General features: G+C 43.9%; 17 protein-coding genes. 8 read left to right on the forward strand and 9 right to left on the reverse strand.

Annotated elements, in window-relative coordinates; all coding sequences use genetic code 11:
- Nucleotides 1-21: 21 nt before the first annotated feature.
- From D5I41_RS06190 to D5I41_RS06200, 3 genes are read right to left on the reverse strand one after another with little or no spacing between them, the layout of a single operon-like run.
- The gene (locus tag D5I41_RS06190) at nt 22-645 is read right to left on the reverse strand and encodes a bifunctional 4-hydroxy-2-oxoglutarate aldolase/2-dehydro-3-deoxy-phosphogluconate aldolase (RefSeq protein WP_119009020.1); all 624 of its coding nucleotides are present in this window, start codon (nt 643-645) and stop codon (nt 22-24) included.
- A 45-nt stretch (nt 646-690) separates the two neighbouring features.
- Nucleotides 691-1,614: a 2-dehydro-3-deoxygluconokinase gene (gene kdgK / locus D5I41_RS06195; RefSeq protein ID WP_119009021.1), complete on the reverse strand. Its 924-nt coding sequence runs from the start codon at nt 1,612-1,614 to the stop codon at nt 691-693.
- Nucleotides 1,615-1,646: 32 nt separating this feature from the next.
- Entirely contained in the window at nt 1,647-1,982 is a 336-nt protein-coding gene (locus tag D5I41_RS06200) for a cupin domain-containing protein (protein ID WP_119009022.1), read from the reverse strand.
- A gap of 318 nt (nt 1,983-2,300) precedes the next feature.
- On the opposite strand from D5I41_RS06200, the gene D5I41_RS06205 reads away from it, so the two are divergent.
- From D5I41_RS06205 to D5I41_RS06225, 5 genes are all read left to right on the forward strand, one after another.
- Nucleotides 2,301-4,457, forward strand: a complete 2,157-nt coding sequence (locus D5I41_RS06205; protein WP_119009023.1) for a heparinase II/III domain-containing protein — start codon at nt 2,301-2,303, stop codon at nt 4,455-4,457.
- Nucleotides 4,457-6,598, forward strand: coding sequence for a heparinase II/III domain-containing protein (locus tag D5I41_RS06210; protein ID WP_119009024.1), 2,142 nt, complete (start codon nt 4,457-4,459; stop codon nt 6,596-6,598). Before D5I41_RS06205 ends, D5I41_RS06210 begins: the two co-directional genes overlap by 1 nt.
- A 253-nt stretch (nt 6,599-6,851) precedes the next feature.
- Nucleotides 6,852-8,597, forward strand: coding sequence for a sodium:solute symporter family transporter (locus D5I41_RS06215; RefSeq protein WP_119009025.1), 1,746 nt, complete (start codon nt 6,852-6,854; stop codon nt 8,595-8,597).
- A 136-nt stretch (nt 8,598-8,733) separates the two neighbouring features.
- Complete coding sequence (locus D5I41_RS06220) at nt 8,734-9,339, forward strand: c-type cytochrome (RefSeq protein WP_119009026.1); 606 nt, start codon at nt 8,734-8,736, stop codon at nt 9,337-9,339.
- A 9-nt stretch (nt 9,340-9,348) separates the two neighbouring features.
- Entirely contained in the window at nt 9,349-10,407 is a 1,059-nt protein-coding gene (locus tag D5I41_RS06225; RefSeq protein ID WP_119009027.1) for a c-type cytochrome, read from the forward strand.
- 107 nt (nt 10,408-10,514) lie between these two features.
- On the opposite strand, the gene D5I41_RS06230 is transcribed toward D5I41_RS06225, so the two are convergent.
- Both D5I41_RS06230 and D5I41_RS06235 read right to left on the reverse strand, forming a co-directional pair.
- On the reverse strand, nt 10,515-11,804 hold the full coding sequence (locus D5I41_RS06230; RefSeq protein ID WP_235868892.1) for an MATE family efflux transporter: 1,290 nt from the start codon (nt 11,802-11,804) through the stop codon (nt 10,515-10,517).
- 225 nt (nt 11,805-12,029) lie between these two features.
- Nucleotides 12,030-12,740, reverse strand: coding sequence for a FadR/GntR family transcriptional regulator (locus D5I41_RS06235; RefSeq protein WP_119009029.1), 711 nt, complete (start codon nt 12,738-12,740; stop codon nt 12,030-12,032).
- 600 nt (nt 12,741-13,340) lie between these two features.
- Here D5I41_RS06235 and D5I41_RS06240 point away from each other — a divergent pair.
- From D5I41_RS06240 to D5I41_RS06250, 3 genes are all read left to right on the forward strand, one after another.
- Nucleotides 13,341-14,060 (forward strand): FadR/GntR family transcriptional regulator, encoded by a 720-nt coding sequence (locus D5I41_RS06240; RefSeq protein WP_119009030.1) that lies wholly within the window; start codon nt 13,341-13,343, stop codon nt 14,058-14,060.
- A gap of 182 nt (nt 14,061-14,242) precedes the next feature.
- A complete protein-coding gene (locus D5I41_RS06245; protein ID WP_119009031.1) occupies nt 14,243-16,108 on the forward strand; it encodes a DUF294 nucleotidyltransferase-like domain-containing protein in 1,866 nt (621 codons plus the stop codon).
- 3 nt (nt 16,109-16,111) lie between these two features.
- Nucleotides 16,112-16,819 (forward strand): 3'-5' exonuclease, encoded by a 708-nt coding sequence (locus tag D5I41_RS06250; protein WP_119009032.1) that lies wholly within the window; start codon nt 16,112-16,114, stop codon nt 16,817-16,819.
- 94 nt (nt 16,820-16,913) lie between these two features.
- On the opposite strand, the gene D5I41_RS06255 is transcribed toward D5I41_RS06250, so the two are convergent.
- From D5I41_RS06255 to D5I41_RS06270, 4 genes are all read right to left on the reverse strand, one after another.
- Nucleotides 16,914-17,597 carry an oligogalacturonate-specific porin KdgM family protein gene (locus D5I41_RS06255; protein ID WP_119009033.1) on the reverse strand — a complete coding sequence of 228 codons (684 nt, stop codon included), beginning with the start codon at nt 17,595-17,597 and terminating at the stop codon, nt 16,914-16,916.
- 453 nt (nt 17,598-18,050) lie between these two features.
- The gene (locus tag D5I41_RS06260) at nt 18,051-18,809 is read right to left on the reverse strand and encodes an oligogalacturonate-specific porin KdgM family protein (RefSeq protein WP_119009034.1); all 759 of its coding nucleotides are present in this window, start codon (nt 18,807-18,809) and stop codon (nt 18,051-18,053) included.
- Nucleotides 18,810-19,289: 480 nt separating this feature from the next.
- Nucleotides 19,290-20,507: a hypothetical protein gene (locus tag D5I41_RS06265; RefSeq protein ID WP_119009035.1), complete on the reverse strand. Its 1,218-nt coding sequence runs from the start codon at nt 20,505-20,507 to the stop codon at nt 19,290-19,292.
- 93 nt (nt 20,508-20,600) lie between these two features.
- Entirely contained in the window at nt 20,601-21,359 is a 759-nt protein-coding gene (locus tag D5I41_RS06270) for an oligogalacturonate-specific porin KdgM family protein (RefSeq protein WP_119009036.1), read from the reverse strand.
- Nucleotides 21,360-21,575 lie beyond the last annotated feature (216 nt).

The following is a 21,575-nucleotide window of genomic DNA, read 5'->3' on the forward strand; positions in this document are numbered from 1 at the left end:
CAAAATAATTGCAAAGCAATATTAGCTAACGTGAGCTACTGCGTCGCGAACTAGTTCACCTAGCTCGTCCCACTTGCCTTCGTCCATTAGCTTAGTAGGAACCATCCAAGTACCACCACATGCAAGAACTGCAGGGATGTTTAGGTACTCGTCAACGTTCTTAAGGCTAACACCGCCAGTAGGCATGAAGTTTACAGGGTAAACAGCAGTTAGTGCTTTAAGCATTGGAACGCCACCTGATGGTTCAGCTGGGAAGAATTTAAGAGTACGTAGACCCATTTCCATTGCTTGTTCAACTAGGCTTGGGCTGTTAACGCCAGGTACGATTGCAACGCCTTTGTCTAGGCAGTACTGAACTGTACGAGGGTTGAAACCAGGGCTAACGATGAAGTCAACACCAGCATCGATAGAAGCATCTACTTGCTCGTTAGTTAGAACAGTACCAGAACCGATTAGCATTTCTGGGAATTCTTTACGCATAACGCGGATAGCTTCAACTGCACACTCAGTACGTAGAGTGATTTCAGCACAAGGCATGCCGTTTTCAACTAGAGCACGACCTAGAGGAATTGCATCTTCAACGCGGTTGATAGCGATTACTGGGATAACTTTTAGGCTAGCTAGTTTATCGTTTAGAGTTGTCATGTTATTTCCGTTAAATTTTGTTTGATTCTGAAGATTCAGAAGCAATTATAAAGACAGTTCAGGCATTGCTTCAGCTGGGATGATAGCACCCGCGTACTGAATTACTGTACCCGCTACCGCGTGGCCACTCGCTGCTGATTCGATAGCTGTACCGCCACATAGGCGTTTTGCTAGGAAACCTGCGCTGAAAGAGTCACCCGCTGCAGTAGTATCAACAATGTTATCGATCTGGTTAGCTGAAACGTAGTTAGCGCTTTCGCCTTCAACGACTAGACACTCTTTACCGCCACGCTTGATAACAAGCTCTTTAACGCCAGCTTTAGTTGTACGCTCGATACATTGCTCAACGTTTTCGTCACCGTAAAGGTCTTGCTCATCGTCAAAAGTCAGAAGTGCAGTATCTGTATGGCTAAGCATTTTCAGGTACCATTTCTGAGCTTCTTCTTGGCTAGCCCATAGTTTTGGACGGTAGTTGTTATCGAAGAATACTTTACCTTCGAAGTTCTCTAGGAACTTGAACAACTCGTTGCGGCCATTTTCAGTCAAAATAGCTAGAGTGATACCGCTTAGGTAAACAGCATCATAACCACTTAGTGTTTCAACCAGTGACGCTGATTCAGCTTGGTCAAACATGAACTTAGCTGCTGCATCGTTGCGCCAGTAGTGGAAGCTACGCTCGCCCGTGTCATCAGTTTCGATGTAGTAAAGGCCAGGTTGCTTGTTTGAAAGACGAGCAATTAGGCTTGTATCGATGTTCTCTGATTCCCACTTCGCTAGCATGTCAGCACTGAATGGGTCTTGACCCAATGCAGTCACGTAGCTAGTTTTGATACCGTGTTTGTGAGTCAAACGAGATAGGTACAGAGCTGTGTTTAGAGTATCACCACCGAATGCTTGCTTTAGAAGTTCACCTTTCTGCTGAAGTTCTACCATGCACTCGCCAATGATCGCAATGTTTAATGGTTTCATATGCTTACCTAAGCTTAAATGTGCTTTAAAGATTACTTAAGGAAATCTTCACGTGCTGGAGAGAACAAGTCTAGAAGCTCACTGCCTTCTTCTAGAGCTACAGCGCCGTGTACAAAGTGCTTAGGAGCAATGTAAGCGTCGCCAGCAACAAGGATTTTCTTCTCGCCTTCGATCTCAGCTTCAAAGCTACCACAGATAACGTAACCGATTTGGTCATGAATTTCGTGCGCGTGAGGGTGGCCGATAGCGCCTTTTTCAAAACGAACACGAACGCCCATTAGCTCGTCAGTGTAACCAACGATTTGACGGCTAAGACCTTCGCCTAGATCTTCCCAAGGTTGTTCTTTTGAAACGAAAAATGGATTCATGATGAGGTTCCTTAATGGTTTTGAGTTTTTACAAACTAAAAAATTAACTTTAACTATGCATATAATAATGGATTATTTTTAATTGTCATACAATAAGTTTATAGTTGTGTGACATAGGTCAACTGTAAGCAAGTTTGTTTACCTACAATATGCAAACGATAGAGAGAAATGGAAGTATAGGTAACAAAGCGTTATTTTTTGAAATTGTTTATGTGACAGCATTCATTCTTTTTTGACCGCCACATAGGATTAAAGTTAATATTGTATTACTTTATGTGGGTTTACAATAATTCTCGTTCGTAGAGGAAGAACTACAAAATGACGACACAACCTATATTGCTGACTGGCGAAGAGATCAATGAACTTCGCAAGGAAGTTGGCCGTGACACCCTGATGGGCAAGACCATCGCTAAGAACGTTGCACAACTTGAGCGTTTCATGAGCCTACCACTAGAGGTACCGGGTCACGGTGATGGCGGGAGCTATGAGCACAACCGCCACAAAGATAACTACACCTACATGAACATTGCAGGTCGTCTTTTCCTCATCACTGAAGAACAGAAATACGCTGACTTCGTGACTGCATTGCTTGAAGAGTATGCAGACAAGTACCTAGAGCTCGGTTTCCAAGTACAGAAGAATACTAACCCAACGGGTCGTATTTTCCACCAGATCCTCAACGAACATGGTTGGTTGCTATTCTCCAGCATCGCGTACTCTTGCGTTGCATCAACTATGACTGAGGCGCAGCGTCAGCGCATCATCGATCGCATCTTTATCCCTATGATTGAGATGAGTATTGATAAATACTCACATCGCTTTGACCACATTCACAACCACGGTGTTTGGGCTGTTGCCGCTGTTGGCGCATGTGCCGTAGCGATTGGTAAACCAGAATACCTAGAAATGGCGGTGTACGGTAAAGACCGTGACGTATCAAGTGGCTTCCTAGAGCAAGTGTCTAATCTGTTTGCTCCATCTGGCTACTACCTAGAAGGTCCTTACTACTCACGCTTTACGATTCGCCCATTGGTGTTGCTGGCTGAGATTATTCATCGCCATATGCCAGAAGTGGATATCTACAACTACAAAAATGGCGTAGTGGGCAATACAGTACAAGCTCTATTGGCATCGGCGTATCCAAACGGTGTATTCCCTGCAATGAACGATGCGTCTCAAAGCATGAGCATTGCGGATATGGGTGTGCAGGTTGCTGTAAGCATTTACGGCGCGCACTACTCACTAGACGACAACATTTTGGGTATGGCGAAGATTCAAGACGGTGTTTGGATGCATCCTTGTGGTCTTAAAGTGTCTCGCGCCTATGAAGAAGCATCAGCAGAACGCACTATCGGCATGCCATTTTGGCCAAGTGTAGAACTAAACGAAGGCCCTGATGGAGACAAAGGCGCACAAGGCTTTGTTCGTATGCAGGACAAAAATGGCGATGTTACTCAGCTAGTGATGAACTACGGTCAACACGGTATGGGTCACGGCCACTTCGACACATTAGGCATTACGTTATTCAATCGCGGTCATGAAGTACTTCGCGAATACGGTTTTGCTCGTTGGATTAACGTTGAGCCTAAGTTTGGCGGTCGTTACCTTCCTGAAAACCCGTCATACGCTCGTCAAACCATTGCGCACAATAGCGTTACCATTGATGAAACCTGTCAGAACTACTTTGATGTAGACCGCGCAGATTCAGTTCATGGTTTACCGCATTTCTTCCAAGTAAACGACGATAACCTGAAGGGTATGAGTGCATTTGCTAACGATCACCATGATGGTTTTGCTCAGCAACGTAGCGTATTCCTACTTAATCTAGATGAACTAGAAGCGCCGCTTCTAATCGATTTGTATCGCGTAGTGGGTGAGGGTGAGCATCAATATGATTACTCTCATCAGTACAACGGACAGATTATTCGTACTAACTTCGAGTATGAAGCATACACAGAGCTGGAAACCCTAGGTAATGATCATGGTTATCAGCACCTGTGGAAGGTGGCTGCTGGCGAAGCAAATGAGACAGCTCTAGTGAGCTGGTTACAAGATAACAGCTACCACACTTGGCTTGGTACTAGCTCTAACAGCAATGGTGAAGTGATCTTCACACGCTCTGGCGCTAATGACCCTAGCTTCAACCTACGCAGCGAGCCTTCATTCATTCTACGTAGCCGTGGTGAATCCACTCTATTTGCTTCCGTTGTTGAAACGCACGGTTATTTCAACGAAGAGTTTGAGCAATCAGTGAATGCTCGTGGCCGAGTTCAGGACATTCGCGTGCTTGCTCACAACGAGACAGGATCTGCTATCGAGATCACCACACAAGATTCTATCGTGACTATGCTTGTTTCTAATCAAGCGGATGTCACCGAAAGTACAGTTAATCAAATTATAATTAATGATAAGACCTTCAACTGGACAGGACACTATTCAGTGGAAGTTAAAACCCAATCTCAGGAGACGATTTAATGAGCTACCAACCATTGCTGCTTAACTTTGAAGAAGCAGCTGAACTCCGTAAAGAACTTGGCAAGGATAGCCTATTAGGTAAAGCATTAGCGCGCGACATTAAACAAACCGACGCGTACATGGCTGAAGTAGGCATTGAAGTACCAGGACACGGTGAAGGTGGTGGCTACGAGCACAACCGTCACAAGCAAAACTACATCCACATGGATCTAGCGGGCCGTTTGTTCCTAATCACGGAAGAAACAAAATACCGTGACTACATCGCTGACATGCTGACGGCTTACGCGAAGGTATACCCAACGCTTGAAAGCAACGTGAGTAAAGATACTAACCCTCCAGGTAAGATCTTCCACCAAACGCTTAATGAAAACATGTGGATGCTTTACGCGTCTTGTGCATACTCATGCATCTTCCACACGCTTTCTGACGAGCAAAAAGCACTGATCGAAAACGACCTGTTCAAGCAAATGATCGACCTGTTTGTTGTGACTTACGGCCACGACTTCGACATCGTTCATAACCACGGTCTTTGGGCTGTAGCAGCAGTAGGTATCTGTGGTTACGCAATCAACGACCAAGAGTCAGTAGATAAAGCACTTTACGGCCTGAAAATGGACAAAGTAAGCGGCGGTTTCCTAGCTCAGCTTGACCAACTGTTCTCGCCAGATGGCTACTACATGGAAGGTCCTTACTACCACCGTTTCTCTCTACGCCCGATCTACCTGTTCGCAGAAGCGATTGAGCGTCGTCAGCCTGAAATCGGTATCTATGAGTTCAACGACTCAGTGATCAAGACAACCTCTTACGCAGTATTCAAGACAGCGTTCCCAGACGGTTCTCTACCAGCATGTAACGATTCATCTAAGACGATTTCTATTAATGATGAAGGCGTTGTGATGGCAACTAGCGTTTGTTTCCAACGCTACGAGCAAGCTGAAACCTTACTAGCAATGGCTAATCACCAGCAAAATGTATGGGTTCATACTTCTGGTCTGACTCTATCTAATGCCGTTGAAGCGGCTGATGAAATCAAGCCATTTAACTGGGGTAGCCTATACATCACAGATGGCCCTCAAGGTGAGAAAGGCGGTCTAGGTATCCTACGTCACCGTGACGCGCAAGATGACGACACTATGGCGCTTATCTGGTTTGGTCAGCACGGCAGTGATCACCAATACCACTCTGCACTGGATCACGGTCACTACGACGGTCTGCACCTAAGTGTATTCAACCGTGGTATCGAAGTACTGCACGACTACGGTTACGGCCGTTGGGTAAACGTTGAACCTAAGTTTGGCGGTCGCTACATTCCTGAGAACAAGTCTTACTGTAAGCAAACTGTTGCTCACAACACAGTGACTGTTGATCAGAAAACTCAGAACAACTTCAACACAGCGCTAGCTGAGTCTAAGTTTGGTGAGAAGCACTTCTTCAACATTGACAATGACAAGCTACAAGGCATGAGTGGTCGCATCTCTGGCTACTACGAAGGCATCGATATGCAGCGCAGCATCATCCTTGCTGAGCTTGAAGAATTTGAAAAGCCTCTAGTGATTGATGTTTACCGCATCCAGTCTGAAGAAGAGCACCAGTACGACCTACCTGTACACTACACTGGTCAAATCATCCGTACTGATTTTGAATACAAAACTAACGCGACTCTAAGTCCTGTTGGTGAGTCTGATGGTTATCAACACCTATGGAACCTAGGTTCTGGCAAGGTTGAAGGCAGCTCTCTGGTTAGCTGGCTTGTTAACAACAGCTACTACTCACTAGTAACTAGCGCACAAGCAGCAGACAGCGAAGTGATTTTTGCTCGTCTAGGTGCAAACGACCATGACTTTAACCTACGCAGCGAACCAGCAATGATCATGCGTCAGTCTGGTAAAGACCATGTGTTTGCTTCTGTTCTAGAAACTCACGGTTACTTCAACGAAGAGTTCGAGCAATCTGTAAATGCTCGTGGCCTAGTTGAGTCTGTAAACGTTGTTGCTGACACCGCTGACGGTACTGTAGTTCGTATTCAAACTACCTCTGGTAACACTTACCACTTCGGTATCTCTAACCGTGCTGAAGATGCTCAACAATCTGAGCACACAGTTGGCGAGTTCACTTGGACTGGTTCTTTCGCTCAAATCTAATGATTTGAGTCGCCAATTGAACTAGGTTGGCATAATAAACAATAACGGATGTAGGCCTCTTGGCTTACATCCTTTTTTTTATGCGTATTATGTAGGTAGTTATGAAATATTTTGTTGCATATTAACCCGTCTAGATAGTGTGGAAAGTAAAGAAGTTGGCGATACGCAACAAAACACATAGGTAATTCTAGTTAAAATATGGACCATCATTTCAAAAATATTATCCAATAATCGATAGTTACCTAGGAGCCCCATGGAGTCGTTAGACCTCACCATAGTACTTGCGTACTTTGTATTCGTAATTTTTGCCGCACTTGTTTTTAAACGCTTTGCTAAAAACTCTTCAGGCTTTATTCGTGGTGGTGGGGCAATGATGTGGTGGATGGCGGGTGCGACAGCCTTCATGACACAATTCTCAGCATGGACCTTTACTGGTGCGGCTGCGAAGGCGTATGAAGATGGGTTGACGGTACTGTTTTTGTTTTGGGGAAACGCTTTAGGCTTCTTTGTTGCGGCGTTTTATTTTGCTGAACGCTATCGCAAGCTTCGCGTCGATACGCCAATGGAAGTGATTAAGCTTCGCTTTGGTAAGGTATCCGAGCAATTTTATACCTGGTTGAGTTTCCCTCTAGGCATCCTTTCGGCAGCTATTTGGCTAAATGGCTTGGCCATATTTGTGGCCGCGGTCTTTGGTATCGATTTGTACGTCACCATTATGATCGTTGGCGCTCTGGTTACCTTTGTCGCAGTGAGCGGAGGCTCATGGACGGTATCTGCTACCAATGTGATTCAGCTTATTTTATTGGTATCCATCACTATGACGGTGGGTGCCTTTGCTCTCTATAGCAGTGGCGGACCAGTCAATGTAGTCGAGGCCTTTCCTGGGAACTTTTTAGTCGGAGAGGGCATTCAATACTGGCAAATCTGTGCGGTGTGGGTTGTTATCATTATGAGTAAGCAAACCATCAACACCAACAATGTACTCACCTGTTACCGATTCCTGGTGACCACCAATGAAAAAGAGGCAAAGAAAGCTGCATTGGTAGCCGGGGTTTTATTCGTGGTAGGCCCTGTGATGTGGTTTATTCCGCCATGGGTAACCGCTGGTATGGGGGTTGATCTACAGTCTTACTATCCAAATCTAGGCAGTAGTGCAAACAATGCGGCGTACCTGTTTTATATCGATTATTACATGCCCAAAGGCATTTTAGGGCTAGTGTTAGCGGCGATGATCGCGGCGACCGTAGCACCTATGACTACGGCATTGAACCGAAATGCAGGTGTCTTTGTTCGTAACGTGTATCAGTCAGTGATTAATGTGAATGCGACTGAGCGTCAGCAGATGAAGATGGGCAAGATAGCCACTTTAGTGTCTGGACTCTTGTCAGTCGGCGCGGCATTACTGTTTGCTTCTGTTCGTGAATACAGCTTCTTTGATCTTATGATGTTATTTGGCGCGTTACTGCAGATGCCATTATCCATACCGTCTTTATTGGCATTAGTCGTTTTACGCACACCTGATTGGTCTGGCTGGGCAACGATCGTCGTCGGTTTAGTCGTGTCTGCATTTATGCATTTCATCTTTGAAGTAAACTGGCTGTTGTCACTGTTCAATGCTGAGTCTTTTACCCACCGAGAGTATGTAGACTTGACTGTGGTTTGCGCCCTGGTTGCTCAAATCGTCATTACAGGCGGTTTCTTCATGAGTACCCGTTTATTTTATAAAGAGCGGCATGGCCAACGTGCAGAGCAGTATAACGGGATGCTAAGCAATCTAGTCACACCTATAGATAAAGCAGAAGAAGCCGAGGTGGATCGTCGTCAAGGAAAGTACTTGGGGTTGATGAGTCAACTGCTGGGGGCTCTGATTGTCTTTATCGGTTTGTGGTTTGACTCTTATGCCGACAAAGCCGTATTCATCATCATTGGCAGTCTTATATTGCTTGCCGGCGGTCATTTATACCGCAGTCGTAAAGCGCCGCACGAGCAGTTAGCTTAACGGTAGCGTCCTATAAGTTGACTACATACTCGAGGTCAGACTCTGACCTCTCTAATTCCTTATATTCATAGTTGTATTAGTGTGGAAACAATTGCAGGTTTCTCCTAGGCTAAAAAATAAACAGATAAGGAATGTTATGTTGCAGCTAAGGATCTTGGGCATAAGTACTTCTATTGCAATCCTCTCTTTTTCTTCCTATGCCTCGCAAAACGTAAAAGTCTGCGAGGCTTGTCATGGTGCTGACGGCAAGGGTTTACCGAATGTTGCCCCTATGTTAGCGGGACTCAACGCTGATTATCTAGAGAGCCAGTTAATCCTTTATTCGTCTGGTGCGCGGCAAAATGCACTAATGAAGCCTATGGCGGATCAACTTTCCGATCCTAAGGTTAGACGAGAGGCCGCTGAGTATTTTTCAACACTCCCTACTTTTACCTTTGATCAATTAGAGCAACGTGGTGCAAGCGCTAAGATGGACAGTCCATATCGTAAATTGGTTTATCAGGGTGATTGGGATAGAGACATTCCTGCGTGCGCAACTTGTCATGGATCCAGCGGTATGGGAGTAGAAAAATTCCCCCGCTTAGCCAGCCAGCATGCGGACTATACCAAGACGCAGTTGCTTGCTTGGAAGAATGGCACGCGCAGTGGTGATCCCTTAAATGTGATGAGTACTATCGCTAAAAAACTTACTGATGAAGAGATCACGCATATCGCGGAATACTTCGCATCATACCGTTACTAAGGGGTTGGCATGAAACGATTAATAAAAACGCTGACTTTGTCCATTGTCTCTACCTATGCGTTTGCGGACAGTGAATTACCGGATAAGCAGGCAGAAATTCCAGCGGTATCAAAAAGTAGTTCTGTTGAATACCTCAAGCCACGTTCTCTAGACACTATTCCAGACACTGAATTCGGTGAAAAAGTCGAGCTGGGCTATTCGTTATTTGTGAATTCTCAGCAAATGCGTGGTAAATACGTAGGCAACGAACAAAACTGCGTGAATTGTCATATGCAAGCAGGGATGAAAGCCAATGCGGCTCCTCTATGGGGCGCTTTCATGGCCTACCCAGCTTATCGCAGTAAAAATGACAAGGTAAACAGCTATGCTGAGCGCATACAGGGCTGTTTTACTTACTCGATGAACGGAAAAGCACCCAATGAAAATTCCGAGGAACTGGTTGCGATCGCAGCCTATTCATATTGGTTGGCCATGGGAGGTATCTTGGATCAACATGGTATGGGTGATCAACCTGTTCCTGAACTGTCTGATCAAGAAATTCTTCAAGGCGGTAAACGTGAAGGGTTTAAGTTACCTGACAGTATTGTGGACCTTTATCCAGTAGACGAACGCAGTAAATTAGCTGGTCGAGGTTACCCTAAATTGGCTGACCCCGAGCAGAAACCTGATCTCACTCGAGGCAAACTCGTTTATACAGAAAACTGCGCCGTGTGCCATGGCGAAAATGGAGAAGGTATTAAGGGTTCCGATGGTCGTTCATATCTACCGCCATTGTGGGGAGCGGGCTCTTATAACTGGGGGGCAGGCATGCACAGAGTGAACACGGCCGCCTATTTCATTTATGAGAATATGCCTCTAGGCAAGAGTATACAGCTTACAGAGCAACAAGCCTGGGATGTGGCTGCCTTTGTGAATAGTCATGAAAGACCACAGGATCCTCGTTTTAAGGGCGACGTTAAAGCCAACGCTGGCAAATATCATAATCACGATGGTTTTTACGGAAAGAGCGTAAATGGAAAAACAATGGGTGATCACGCTTACCCAAGCGGTGAGCAAGTGATTAAGTAAAACTATGGCTTTATAGACTAAGCCCAGCTGAATTTCAGTTGGGCTTTTATTTGGTGAGGAGTAAAGGGAGTCAAAAACTGGGCTCAATAAACACACCCTGTCAGATCCTAATCGTACATCAATTTTTTTGCTTTCTCGGCATTAAACTCTTTTAGTGATTTTCTAGCTAGATGCCTAAATGGTAGCGCCTTTACAATTTCTTCAAAGGGTTGAATCGCAAATGCCCAGAAAATCGAACCGTCTAACACCATAATAATTAGTGCACATAACGGGATTGAAACAACCCATTGACCAGTAAAGTTGATTTTAAACACTGCGGTAGTCTTCCCAAGGGCACGCAACACATGACCATGCACCGTGTTATAGCCTCGAACGATAGGAAGGAAGATATACAGCGGTGCAATGGTGGCTAGAGCTATGTAAGTGGCGGGGTCGAGATTAGGGTATATATCGGCAATGAACAGACTCAAAATACCAAAGAACACCGCGCAGATAATCGAGATGCATACGGCAATATCAATGCTGGTATCCACATTTTTCGCCAGATCGTCCATCTTATTAGAGCCGATGGCTTGGCTGATGGATATTGCAGAAGAGTGTGCCCATGCAGTGATAAATTGCGTACCTGAGCGAAGCCAAGGCATCACTAGTGTGATGGCTACATACGCGTTGATGTTGAGCTGAGAGTAAAGCAATTGGTAAACGGTGGCACCAATGGACAAGATGGTGACGTTAGCGGCAACTGGAAAAATTTCGACAAAATGATTTTTGATGCTGTGCCTGATGCCATCAATATGCTTTTTAAATGGCAGGTCGACCTCGTTTGACAGGTGCATACAGGTAAGTAGGTAAGCCATCCTAATCACTATGGCGATTAGGGTACCTGTCGCAGCTCCTTTAACGCCCATGCCTTCAAAGCCGGCAAAGCCGTAGATTAGGAAATAAGAGGTAAAAGCATTAATGGGCATCTCTATGAGATAGCCTTTAAATGGGATTTTAGTTCGACCTAAGCTGTTAAAAAGCGCAATGATTACCTGAGTGATAGCATTGAACAGTACTAAGTACTGGGAAACCGATAGGTAGTCGTTAATCTCTTCATACAAAGAGGTGTCGTTGGTCAGTGCTTCGATAAGCTGGTGATCAAAAAACTGCAGTAGGGTTAGAAAGAGCGCCGCTACCGAGAAGTTAATGATCATTCCGGACCAGAACCCCTTAGCTAAAGATGCCTGAACACCAGAACCAACGGCGCGGCTAAGCACTAGCTGTGTACCATTGGCTAAAGCCATCTGAATACCGATAATAAAGGCAACGATGGTGCTAGCGATACCCATAGCGGCAAGGGAAACCTCACCTAAGGGCGATACTAAAAAGGTGTCGATCATCAACATTGACTGCATCAACAGTGCATTCAACGCCAATGGCCAAGCTATAGAGATGTTTTTTCTAACGTAAGATTGAGCTGGCACAGCATTACCTTGGTATTAACGAACAAAAGCGAATCAAGCAAGACTTGATTCGCTGGTAATTAAATAGTACTTAATTTCTACAATGGTGCCATTGGCTGCAGATACAATCAATAATCAAAACGTTAGTTTGATATTTATAGCTTCTAACTGAAAAGTTTATGAAGCTTTAGCTAACGCTTGGTTCTCATCGTCGAGTAGGCTTTGAGACGCATCGCGTGCTTGAGTCGCGTTACCTGACATGATGCCATCGTAGATTGCTTTGTGTTCTTCTAAACAGAAGCGTCCGCCAACAGCAGAATAGTCGATAAATTGCTTGAAGATAGTCGACAAAATATTGCTAAAAGGCACGTAGAACTGGTTACCAGTAGCTAGGAATACTGTCTGGTGGAACAGATGATCGTTAATCGTCCAGTTCTCATAGTCAAATTCATTCGCTGCAACGGTCATGCGCTGGAAATACTTTGATAATTCTTTACGCTGCTCTGCTGTAGCATTGGTCGCAGCGAGTGCGCACGCTTCAGGTTCAATCGCCTTACGTAAACCCAGAAACTGAGCTAGGAAAGGTTTGTTGTCTTCTAAGTCTTGAATCCAATCTAAGAATTGAGGATCTAGGAAGTGCCACTGACTGCGTGGGCAGATACGAGTCCCAACCTTAGGCTTAGATTCGATAAGGCCTTTAGCGGATAAAAGCTTGGTTGACTCGCGCAGAGCGGTACGGCTAACGCCAAACGCCTCACAAAGCTCCGTTTCACACGGGATTTTTTGATTCTCTTTAAGCTCACCAGACAGAATCTTTCGTGCAATCTGTCTAGCAACCTGAACATGTATTCGGCGGTCTGAATTCTCCACCAACGCAAAAAGCGACATTTTTCTACCACCTGAGTTATATACAAAAGCCAGCTGAAACTGGTCTTAAATGGTCACCAATTTTGGGTGACGAAAGGATGTGTAGCCTTTCATTGTGCGGTGAGGCGCAGCATGGGTAACAAAGTAATACGTTTAAAGTTCATGAGACAACTCAGCGAATACTTAACATTGAGAGGGTAATCATCGTTTTTATTAAAGTTTAGTCTCTCTTGTGAAACCACAGTCACTGCGAGTACAGGGTATCAAATTTAACAATTACCGAGTTAGCAATTGCAATGAACCTCTACATTCACCATGAATTAAAATAATACAATAACATTTTACAACATCAACTAATTCTGAGATATAAGTCAATTTACAGGCAAGAATTCAGACTTTAGTCACGTTAGGGGCGGCGTTGCACAATCGATGCTATGCTTTATGTTAATGAGTTGTATGACGAAAGTGATAAGGAGAGGGGTTGGGTAGGCGTTGTGTTACCACTATGATCCCCCCATTAGACGGGGTATGTCACGTTTACACTATAGGTTTGTGGCGCATTTGAATCAGAGTGGTATATTTGGCCTTAGATAATACATTAATAATAAGTAAGTTTAAATTATGTCAGGTTCCTTCAATTCAATCGCAGGCTCAAAGCGCAGTTTGCACGTACAGGTTGCTCGCGAAATTGCTCGCGGCATTCTTTCTGGAGAGCTAGCTCAAGGCTCAATTCTGCCAGGTGAGATGACCTTGTGTGAGCAGTTCGGTATTAGCCGTACAGCACTTCGTGAAGCCGTAAAACTTCTAACTTCAAAAGGTCTTTTGGAGTCACGTCCAAAAGTGGGCACCAAGGTTGTCGACAGAGCATACTGGAATTTCCTAGATCCTCAGCTAATTGAGTGGATGGATGGTCTAGCGGATGTTGACCAATTCTGCATGCAATTCTTGGGTTTACGCCGTGCCATTGAGCCTGAAGCATGTGCACTTGCTGCACAATTCGCTACTGCTGAACAACGCATCGAACTATCAGAAACCTTTCAAGAGATGGTAGACGTTGCGTCAGAGGCAGAGTTGAATATCGAGCGTTGGACAGATGTAGATACTCGCTTCCATAGCTTGATCTTTAACTCTACAGGTAACGATTTCTATCTGCCGTTTGGTAATATTTTGACGACTATGTTTGTGAACTTTATTGTTCATTCGTCAGAAGAAGGCAGTACTTGCATCAACGAACACCGTGAAATTTACAACGCGATCATGGCCGGCAACAGTGACAAAGCACGCCAAGCATCTGCAGAGCACTTGCAAGCGACAAATCACCGTCTTCCTGAAGTAAGTTAACCAATTCTCAGCTAATATTGTAAAAGCACGCTTATGCGTGCTTTTTTTATGTGAAAAATTAACGATTTATAGAAATAAATCACAGTCACATTAGTTACAATTTCGTTACTAACTCGAATGTTAGATATATAATAAGACTAATCAGCCGTTTGGCGGTTTCACCATAGTTTACGAGAACTTCTATGCCTCAATCTCTATTACCTAATATCATTCAGTTTATCAGTCAGATTGACCCTTTTGACAAGATTCCCAAGCCAGCTCTTAGAGAACTCGCGTCTCAGGTGAAAATCACCTATCTCAGTAAGGGAGAAGATGTTGATCTCTGTGTTGAGGGTGATGAGAAGTACCTGTATATCGTGCGTACCGGTTCTATGGAGCAGCGCAAATCTGATGGTGTACTCCGCGCTCGCCTTGGGCCTGAAGATTTATTCGGTTTTACGTTCCTAGATTCTGAAATCGATAGCGACAAAGGCTACAAGGCTGTAGCGATTGAGCATACGTTACTGTATTTAATTCCTCACTCTGCACTGCAGCAACTGTTTAAATCATCTCCTGAGAGCGCGGAACACTTTGCTTCTCAAGCGCAAGTCCGCCTCAAATCGGCTCTAGATGTCGTATGGTCAAATCGTGAAAAAGGCTTATTCATAAAACGAGTAAGCGAGGTCGCTAGTGGTCGAGTTGCGGTCATGCAGGCGAACAACACAATACAAGAAGTTGCTCACGAGATGCGTATTGTGAAGCGTACTTCTTGCGCTGTTATCTATGATAACGATGAAATCGTGGGTTTGATTACAGATAGAGATATGACCAAGCGAGTGATCGCGTTAGGTGCGTCTATCGATCAGCCGATCTCTTCCGTAATGACTTACTCGCCATTAACCATCGCACCCGATGATTTAGTGTTGCATGCTGCTTCGGTAATGATGCAATTCAATATTCGCAACTTGCCAATTGTTGAAAACAACAAAGTGATTGGCTTATTAACCACCTCTCACCTAGTACAGAATCACCGTGTTCAAGCCATTTTCTTGATTGAGAAAATTAAGTACGCCACCAGTATTAAGTCTTTGTCGAGCTTTACCCCAGAAAGACAAGCTATCTTCGAAGCCTTGGTAGAAGGGAAGGTTGCACCAGAGGTCATTGGGCAGGTAATGACGATGATCATGGATGCGTATACTCGCCGAATTATTCAGATATCTATTGATAAGTTGGGTCCACCGCCATGCGAATTTGCGTGGATTGTTGCGGGCTCTCATGCGAGAAACGAAGTACACATGTTGTCAGACCAAGACAGTGCAATCGTACTGACTGATGAGGCAACCGATAGTGACAAGATTTACTTCAAACATCTTGCTAGTCTGGTATGTAATGGGTTGGCAAGCTGTAGTTATCCGCTATGCCCAGGTAACTATATGGCTGCAAACCCAAAATGGTTGCAACCAGTTAGCATGTGGAAGCACTACTACAAAAAGTGGGTAGCAAATCCAGAATACGAGCGTCTGCTTAACATCAGTGTATTCTTAGAAATTCGTTCCGTTTACGGCAACAATGACTTTGAAAAAATACTTCGCGATGAAATGCATATGAACATTCGTAATAGCCGTGAGTTCTTACTTTCACTGACAAACGATGCGGTGAATACCAGCCCACCATTAGGCATTTTTAACAGCCTTGTTTTAGAGAAATCAGGTGAGAACAAGAAGACACTGAACGTTAAGAAGTATGCCATTAACCTCATTATCGATTTGGCGCGAATCTATGGCTTAGCGGTAGAAAGTGATACGTCAGCGACAGATAAGCGCTTTCAAATTGCGTATGAGAAGGGCTTACTGTCTGAAGATTCGTACAAGAACATTCTTGGCGCATACGAGTTTATCTTGTCGTTTAGATTTAGCCATCAGTTGACTGCACTTAAGAAAGGCGAAGAGCCAAACAACCATATCGACCCAAATAGCTTTGGTAGTTTTGAGCGCGGGCATCTAAAGGATGCGTTTAGGATCATTGCCGATCTGCAAGAGGCTGCAAAAGTGAGATTCGGGACGCGATAGATTATGTTTAAATATTTTCATCCTTTAGAAAGCACCAAGCGTAAAAGAAAGTCACTCGTAGATAGTAAGACGACACCAAGACTGTTCAAGAGATTGCTAGAGAACCCTACTCCTGAGGTAGAGACTCTACACAATGAATTGGATTACATTATTCTGGATCTTGAGACCACAGGATTAGACAGCGAAAATGATCTGATCTTGTCGATAGGCTGGGTGGTGTTATCCAAGAGAAAGGTAGACCTTACCACTGCCTGTCATTTCTATATCAACCAAGAGTCTCAGGTTAAGCCAGAGACGGCGATAATCAACCACATCACTCCACAGATGCTTGATGAAGGCGTGTCTATACACGACGCAATGCGATCATTTTACGATGCGGCTTTAGGCAAAGTTATTGTGGCTCATGGATGTGTGGTCGAAACTAACTTCATTAATCAGTATCTCAAGAGTAACTACCACGTATGGAACTTGCCTTTGATTTGGTTGGACACGCTGTGTATTGAGAAGAAGATGGCCAAAGCGCGTAATGATGTCGAAGATGTTGATCTAACGCTATCTGGTACTCGTGCACGCTATAATCTTCCTGAGTACAATGGTCACAATGCATTAAGTGATGCTTTGGCTACGGCAGAGTTATTAATGGCTCAGACTAAGCGACTAGAGCCCAATCATGATTTGAAATTTGGGTATTTGTTTAAGTTGGGGAACTAGACCTTAAAGCGAGTTTCTAGGGTTAGAGAATAAAGAAAGCCAGCATAATGCTGGCTTTATTGTTTCTAGCTTCGTCCACTTTGGGAGTGTGATATTAGAAGCTGTAAGTAAGACCTACACGGCTACGTAGTTCACGAGTCGCTGAAGTAGAACTAGCGTTCACATCACCAAACTCAACGAATGGGTACCAGTCGCCAAATTTTCGGCCAGCTGTTAGGTTTAGCTCATAGTTTTCTGATTTGCCGTCCCAAAGAATCCAGCTATCTTCAGCATCGTAGTAGTTAGCTTCGAAGCCAAATTTCCAATCTGCTACAGAGTAGTTTACGTTACCAGTGATACGGTGACGGAATTGTGTGCTGTCGCCGTTGCTGTGCGTTCTGATGTCGTAACGGTAACGAGCACTTAGGCTAAGGCCGTCAACGCTTTCTAGAGCGTAGGTAGCACGTAGTTGAGGCTTGTATGTCATACCAGCTGTACGGGCTTCGATTGGCATGCCTGGTTGGATTGTCCAGTTAGTGCCGTCAATCTTGTGACGGTAGCCTAGGTCTAGCTCCCAGCCGTTGTTTTGTAGGTCCTTCATAAAGTCGCCGTCAGCGCCTTTAAATTTAAGCTCACCGCTAAAGTAGAAGTTACCAATGCTGTCACCCATTTTCACACGAGTAGCATGTTGTTCTGTGTGACTTTTGTATTCGTGACGAATGTTTAGTGATGCAGCACTTACTGAACCAGCAGCTACAGTAGTAAGTAGTGCTAGAGTAACTTTGTTTAAAGCTTTCATGTATAACCCTTCGGAGTCATTGTTGGTGTTAATGTATGACAAATATATTAAGGGCTTTGGTTGAACGCTGCATGTGATCGTCGTCACCTTAGGTGTGAGTTTTAGGTTTGTAGGGCGTTACACCCTGTTACATTCGATCTTAAGTTATTGTTTTTGAATACAGATAGTTAGAGTGAAAAAGGTTGCATAAAAAAAGATAAGGGCGATAGAAGTGTGTGTCACATCATTCTTTATTTATATATATTAATAATACAATTGAATTCTAGTGTGTATAAAAGGTGATCTGTATCACGAAGGAGCGGTGTTTACAGAGAACTTTTGAAAAAGCGGTTAAACCATAACTGCTGTATGCAATGTAGGAATAGAAGGTTTAAGCGTATGTAAACAAGCTAATTGCATGGGATACCTAGGCGATAGACACTCCACCGCCTAAATATACAGCATGTTTATGCTTTAAAAACTGTAGCTAATACCAACACGTGTACGAAGTTGGCGGTCATCAGTCTTTGAGCCGTCTTTACCTTTGATATTCCAAAATTCTACGTATGGACGGAAGTTGTCAATTTTATAGCCGACTTTCAACCCAAGGTCCCAATCCCAGTTCTCGTTGTTGGCTAGGCGAACATCATCGTAGTTGTGGTTGTAGTTGGCTTCATAGCTAAGTTGAAGATTCTTCCACGCTTCATCTGAGAATTTGTAAGAACCTGTCAGAGTAATCTTACCTTGCTGGATGGTCTTTCCTGCACGAACGATAGTATCGCCGTCGGCTGAACTGGTGTCTGAAGCGCTATCTGTAAAGGTTTGGAATTCATGGCGGTAACGTAGGGCAGTGGTTAAACCGAAATCTGCTTTATAACCAATACGTAGCTGAGGTTTGTAAGTCGTTTTGTTATCACCAAACGTGATCGGCATTCCAGGCTGGATATACCAGTTTTTATCTAGAGTATACGCAACACCCCAGTCAAACTCGGAATCACCGCGCTCTACTTGATTAAAGAAGTCTGACTTATCTTCACTGTTAAACTTTTGCTCAACGCTGAAGTAAAGTTTTGCTGGATCAGAGAGTTTAACGGAAGAGCCAATTTTAATACGGTGTGCAAACTCTTCACTTTCGTGTTTGTACTCGCCACGGTAGTCAAGAGAACCAGCATTTACAGATGCTGCTGCAACTGTAGTAAGTAGTGCGATTGTTACTTTATTCATTGTCTTCATTGTTGATTTACCTTTGCTTACGTTTGGCAATAAGTCGTAATGTATGACAAGGATCTTAGGTTTTTGCAGTGATGTGTGATGTGACGTAGATCTCTATGACGAGCGTATTTATGTTTTTTTTGCGGCGGGAATTACCTTGAAACTTGTTGCAAAGCTTTATATACAAGGGGGTGTAGAAGTTCCAATTATTTTTCTAAAACAAGCCGAACGCTGTTCTATTGTCCGAAGTTATAGATGGCGTTATATGTTTTTATAATACAAATGGCAGGCGAGTGTGATCTAGTTAAAAAAAAAGCGGCACAAGGTCGTTTTAACCTAGAGTTACTGATGTGCACAGCTGCTTTTCTTATGGAGTGCGTAGGCTAAGAGCTGATTGCTACTTTAAATCTGAGCTAGAGAGCTGAGGAACAAACAAAAATACCCCCCGATTGCAGTTATACAATTGGGAGGTATTTCACCTACGCTAGATTGGCTATAAAGTTATTGCACAATTTGGTTAGTGTCTTCGAAGTCTTGATTGGCAATAGAGGCTCTAACAGCATGTATTGCTACAGGTCGATACTCTGAAGTCATAACATCAGTTTGAAGTGTCGTATATGCACCTGTAAATTCATTGTTTTCAATACTGAAGTTGCAGTCGTCGGCGGTAACAATTTGGCTACTAGAGTTACCTAGTCTAATTGCTGCGGATTCACTCGTTGAGTTGCCCGCTAGGTTAAAAGTATTACCTTGAATTACGCTTCCAGATTTGTCTTTATTACAAGCAGAATACATAGCCATGTTTAAATATGAAGAGGGGAGGTTGTTAAAGGTACTATCGACCAGATTGACTTTTCCTTCTGTATATATCCAGCTTGACTTATTGTTCAAGTTATCAGCATTAGTGTTCTCAGCATTAATAGTCAGATTCGTCAGGGTTGCAGGTTCACCAGTAACATCTTCTGTGATTACGATAGCGCCAGAGCGGGCGGTAGAACCAGAAACAACGCAAGCAGATTCTGTGCCAATATGGCTGTTATTGAAAATAATGTCGCGAATTTCCGCTCCTGGAGCAGTAACTAAAATACAAGCCTGACCAGTAAATTGTGCTAGACCAGCACCGTCAAGAATAACAGCTTTATTGAGTTCGATAACTCCAGAATTAAAGCTCCCACTAGCTGATAGGCCTATGATGTCACCGTCTTGAGCTAAGGCAATTGCTGCATTTACTTCTTCAATTGTCGCCGGCTTCCCATCAGTGGCGTTTTCTAAAGCGGCGATTACATCTTCATCTACAATTTCGGTTGCAGAGTAAGAGGTTGGAACACCATCTTTAGTGCAAGACATGTCTAGCTCGTTGTCCGCTACAGTGTAAGTACATTGATTACCATCAAAGGAAACTGATCCTTCCTCGTCTGCAGAATATGAAGAACTTGTGAAGGTGTAGCCACTAGTAACATCACCTGTGTAGATGCTAAGAGCACGGGTGCCTTCTTCATCATTAGCAAAAAGGTAAGGCTGCGTTCCACTTAACGATCGTGCAGTGGTGTCACTGACCATATCCCAATAAATGTTTTCAATAGAATAAACGTCAGATGGTGGTGGAGTTACCTCTGGTGGTGGGGCTGTTTCATTATTTTCACTGCCAATATCAAAATCACACCCAAACAAAAACGCACTGGAAATAGCTACTGCAATAGCTGTCTTTGAAACCTTCATAATTTTCTCTCTTTTATTTCTCGTTATGGCTTAGCGGAGCGACGGTGTAGTTTTCCGCTAAGTCATTACTAATTATTATTTTTGTTTGATTGACTAGAACGAGTAAGCGATACCTATACGAGTTCTAAGTTGGCGGTCGTCGCTGGTAGAGCCGGCACCTTTGACGTTCCAAAATTCCATGTATGGTCGGAAGTCGCCAAATTGGTAACCGATGATTGCACCTAGGTCCCAGTTTTCATTGGTGTTGTTGTAAAGGCGAACATCGTCGTAGTTGTGCATGTAGTTTGCTTCATAGCTTAGGCGAAGGTTCTTTAAGGATTCTTGTGAAAAACGGTACGAACCTGTCAGCGTCCACTTGCCCTCTTGGAAGGTTTTACCTGCAGAAGCAACGCTAGAGCCATCAACTAAAGTTCGGTTACCGTTGCTGTCGCTGCTAGAGTACTCTCGAAATTCATGACGGTAGCGAAGAGCAGTAGTTAGGCCAAAACTTGATTTGTAACCAACACGTAGTTGTGGTTTATAAGTAGTGCGTTCATTACCAAAGGTAATTGGCATACCTGGCTGAATGTACCATTGCTTGTTTATATCGTAGCGAATACCCCAATCAAACTCGGAATCACCACGTGTCATTTCATTCCAAAAATCTGTCGGATCGCTACTGTTGAACTTTTGCTCAACGCCAAAGTAAAGTTTAGTATTATCAGCAATAGTAACTGAATCGCCGATCTTGATACGTTGAGCGTAAGTTTTCTCATCATGTTTGTATTCTGCACGGTAGTTAAGAGAACCTGCGCTGACTGAACCTGCGAATAGAGAGGCTACCACTACCAATGCGATTTTATTGTTTTTCATGTAATTTAACTTTCCTTAGTCTGTTGCGTATCTTGACTTAATGTATGACAAATAGATTAAGTGGTGTTTTCAAAACTTGCACGTGACCGACATCACTTCAAAGGTGGGTTTTATATTTTTTGCTGTAATGCATTGTTACATGGGTGGCTAAGGTATTGTTTTAAAGGGACTTGATTTTCTATGGTGATGTTGTCGAATAGAACGAGTGGGCTCTGG

Origin of the sequence: Vibrio superstes, assembly GCF_003569005.1 — a bacterium.
Lineage (GTDB): Bacteria > Pseudomonadota > Gammaproteobacteria > Enterobacterales > Vibrionaceae > Vibrio > Vibrio superstes.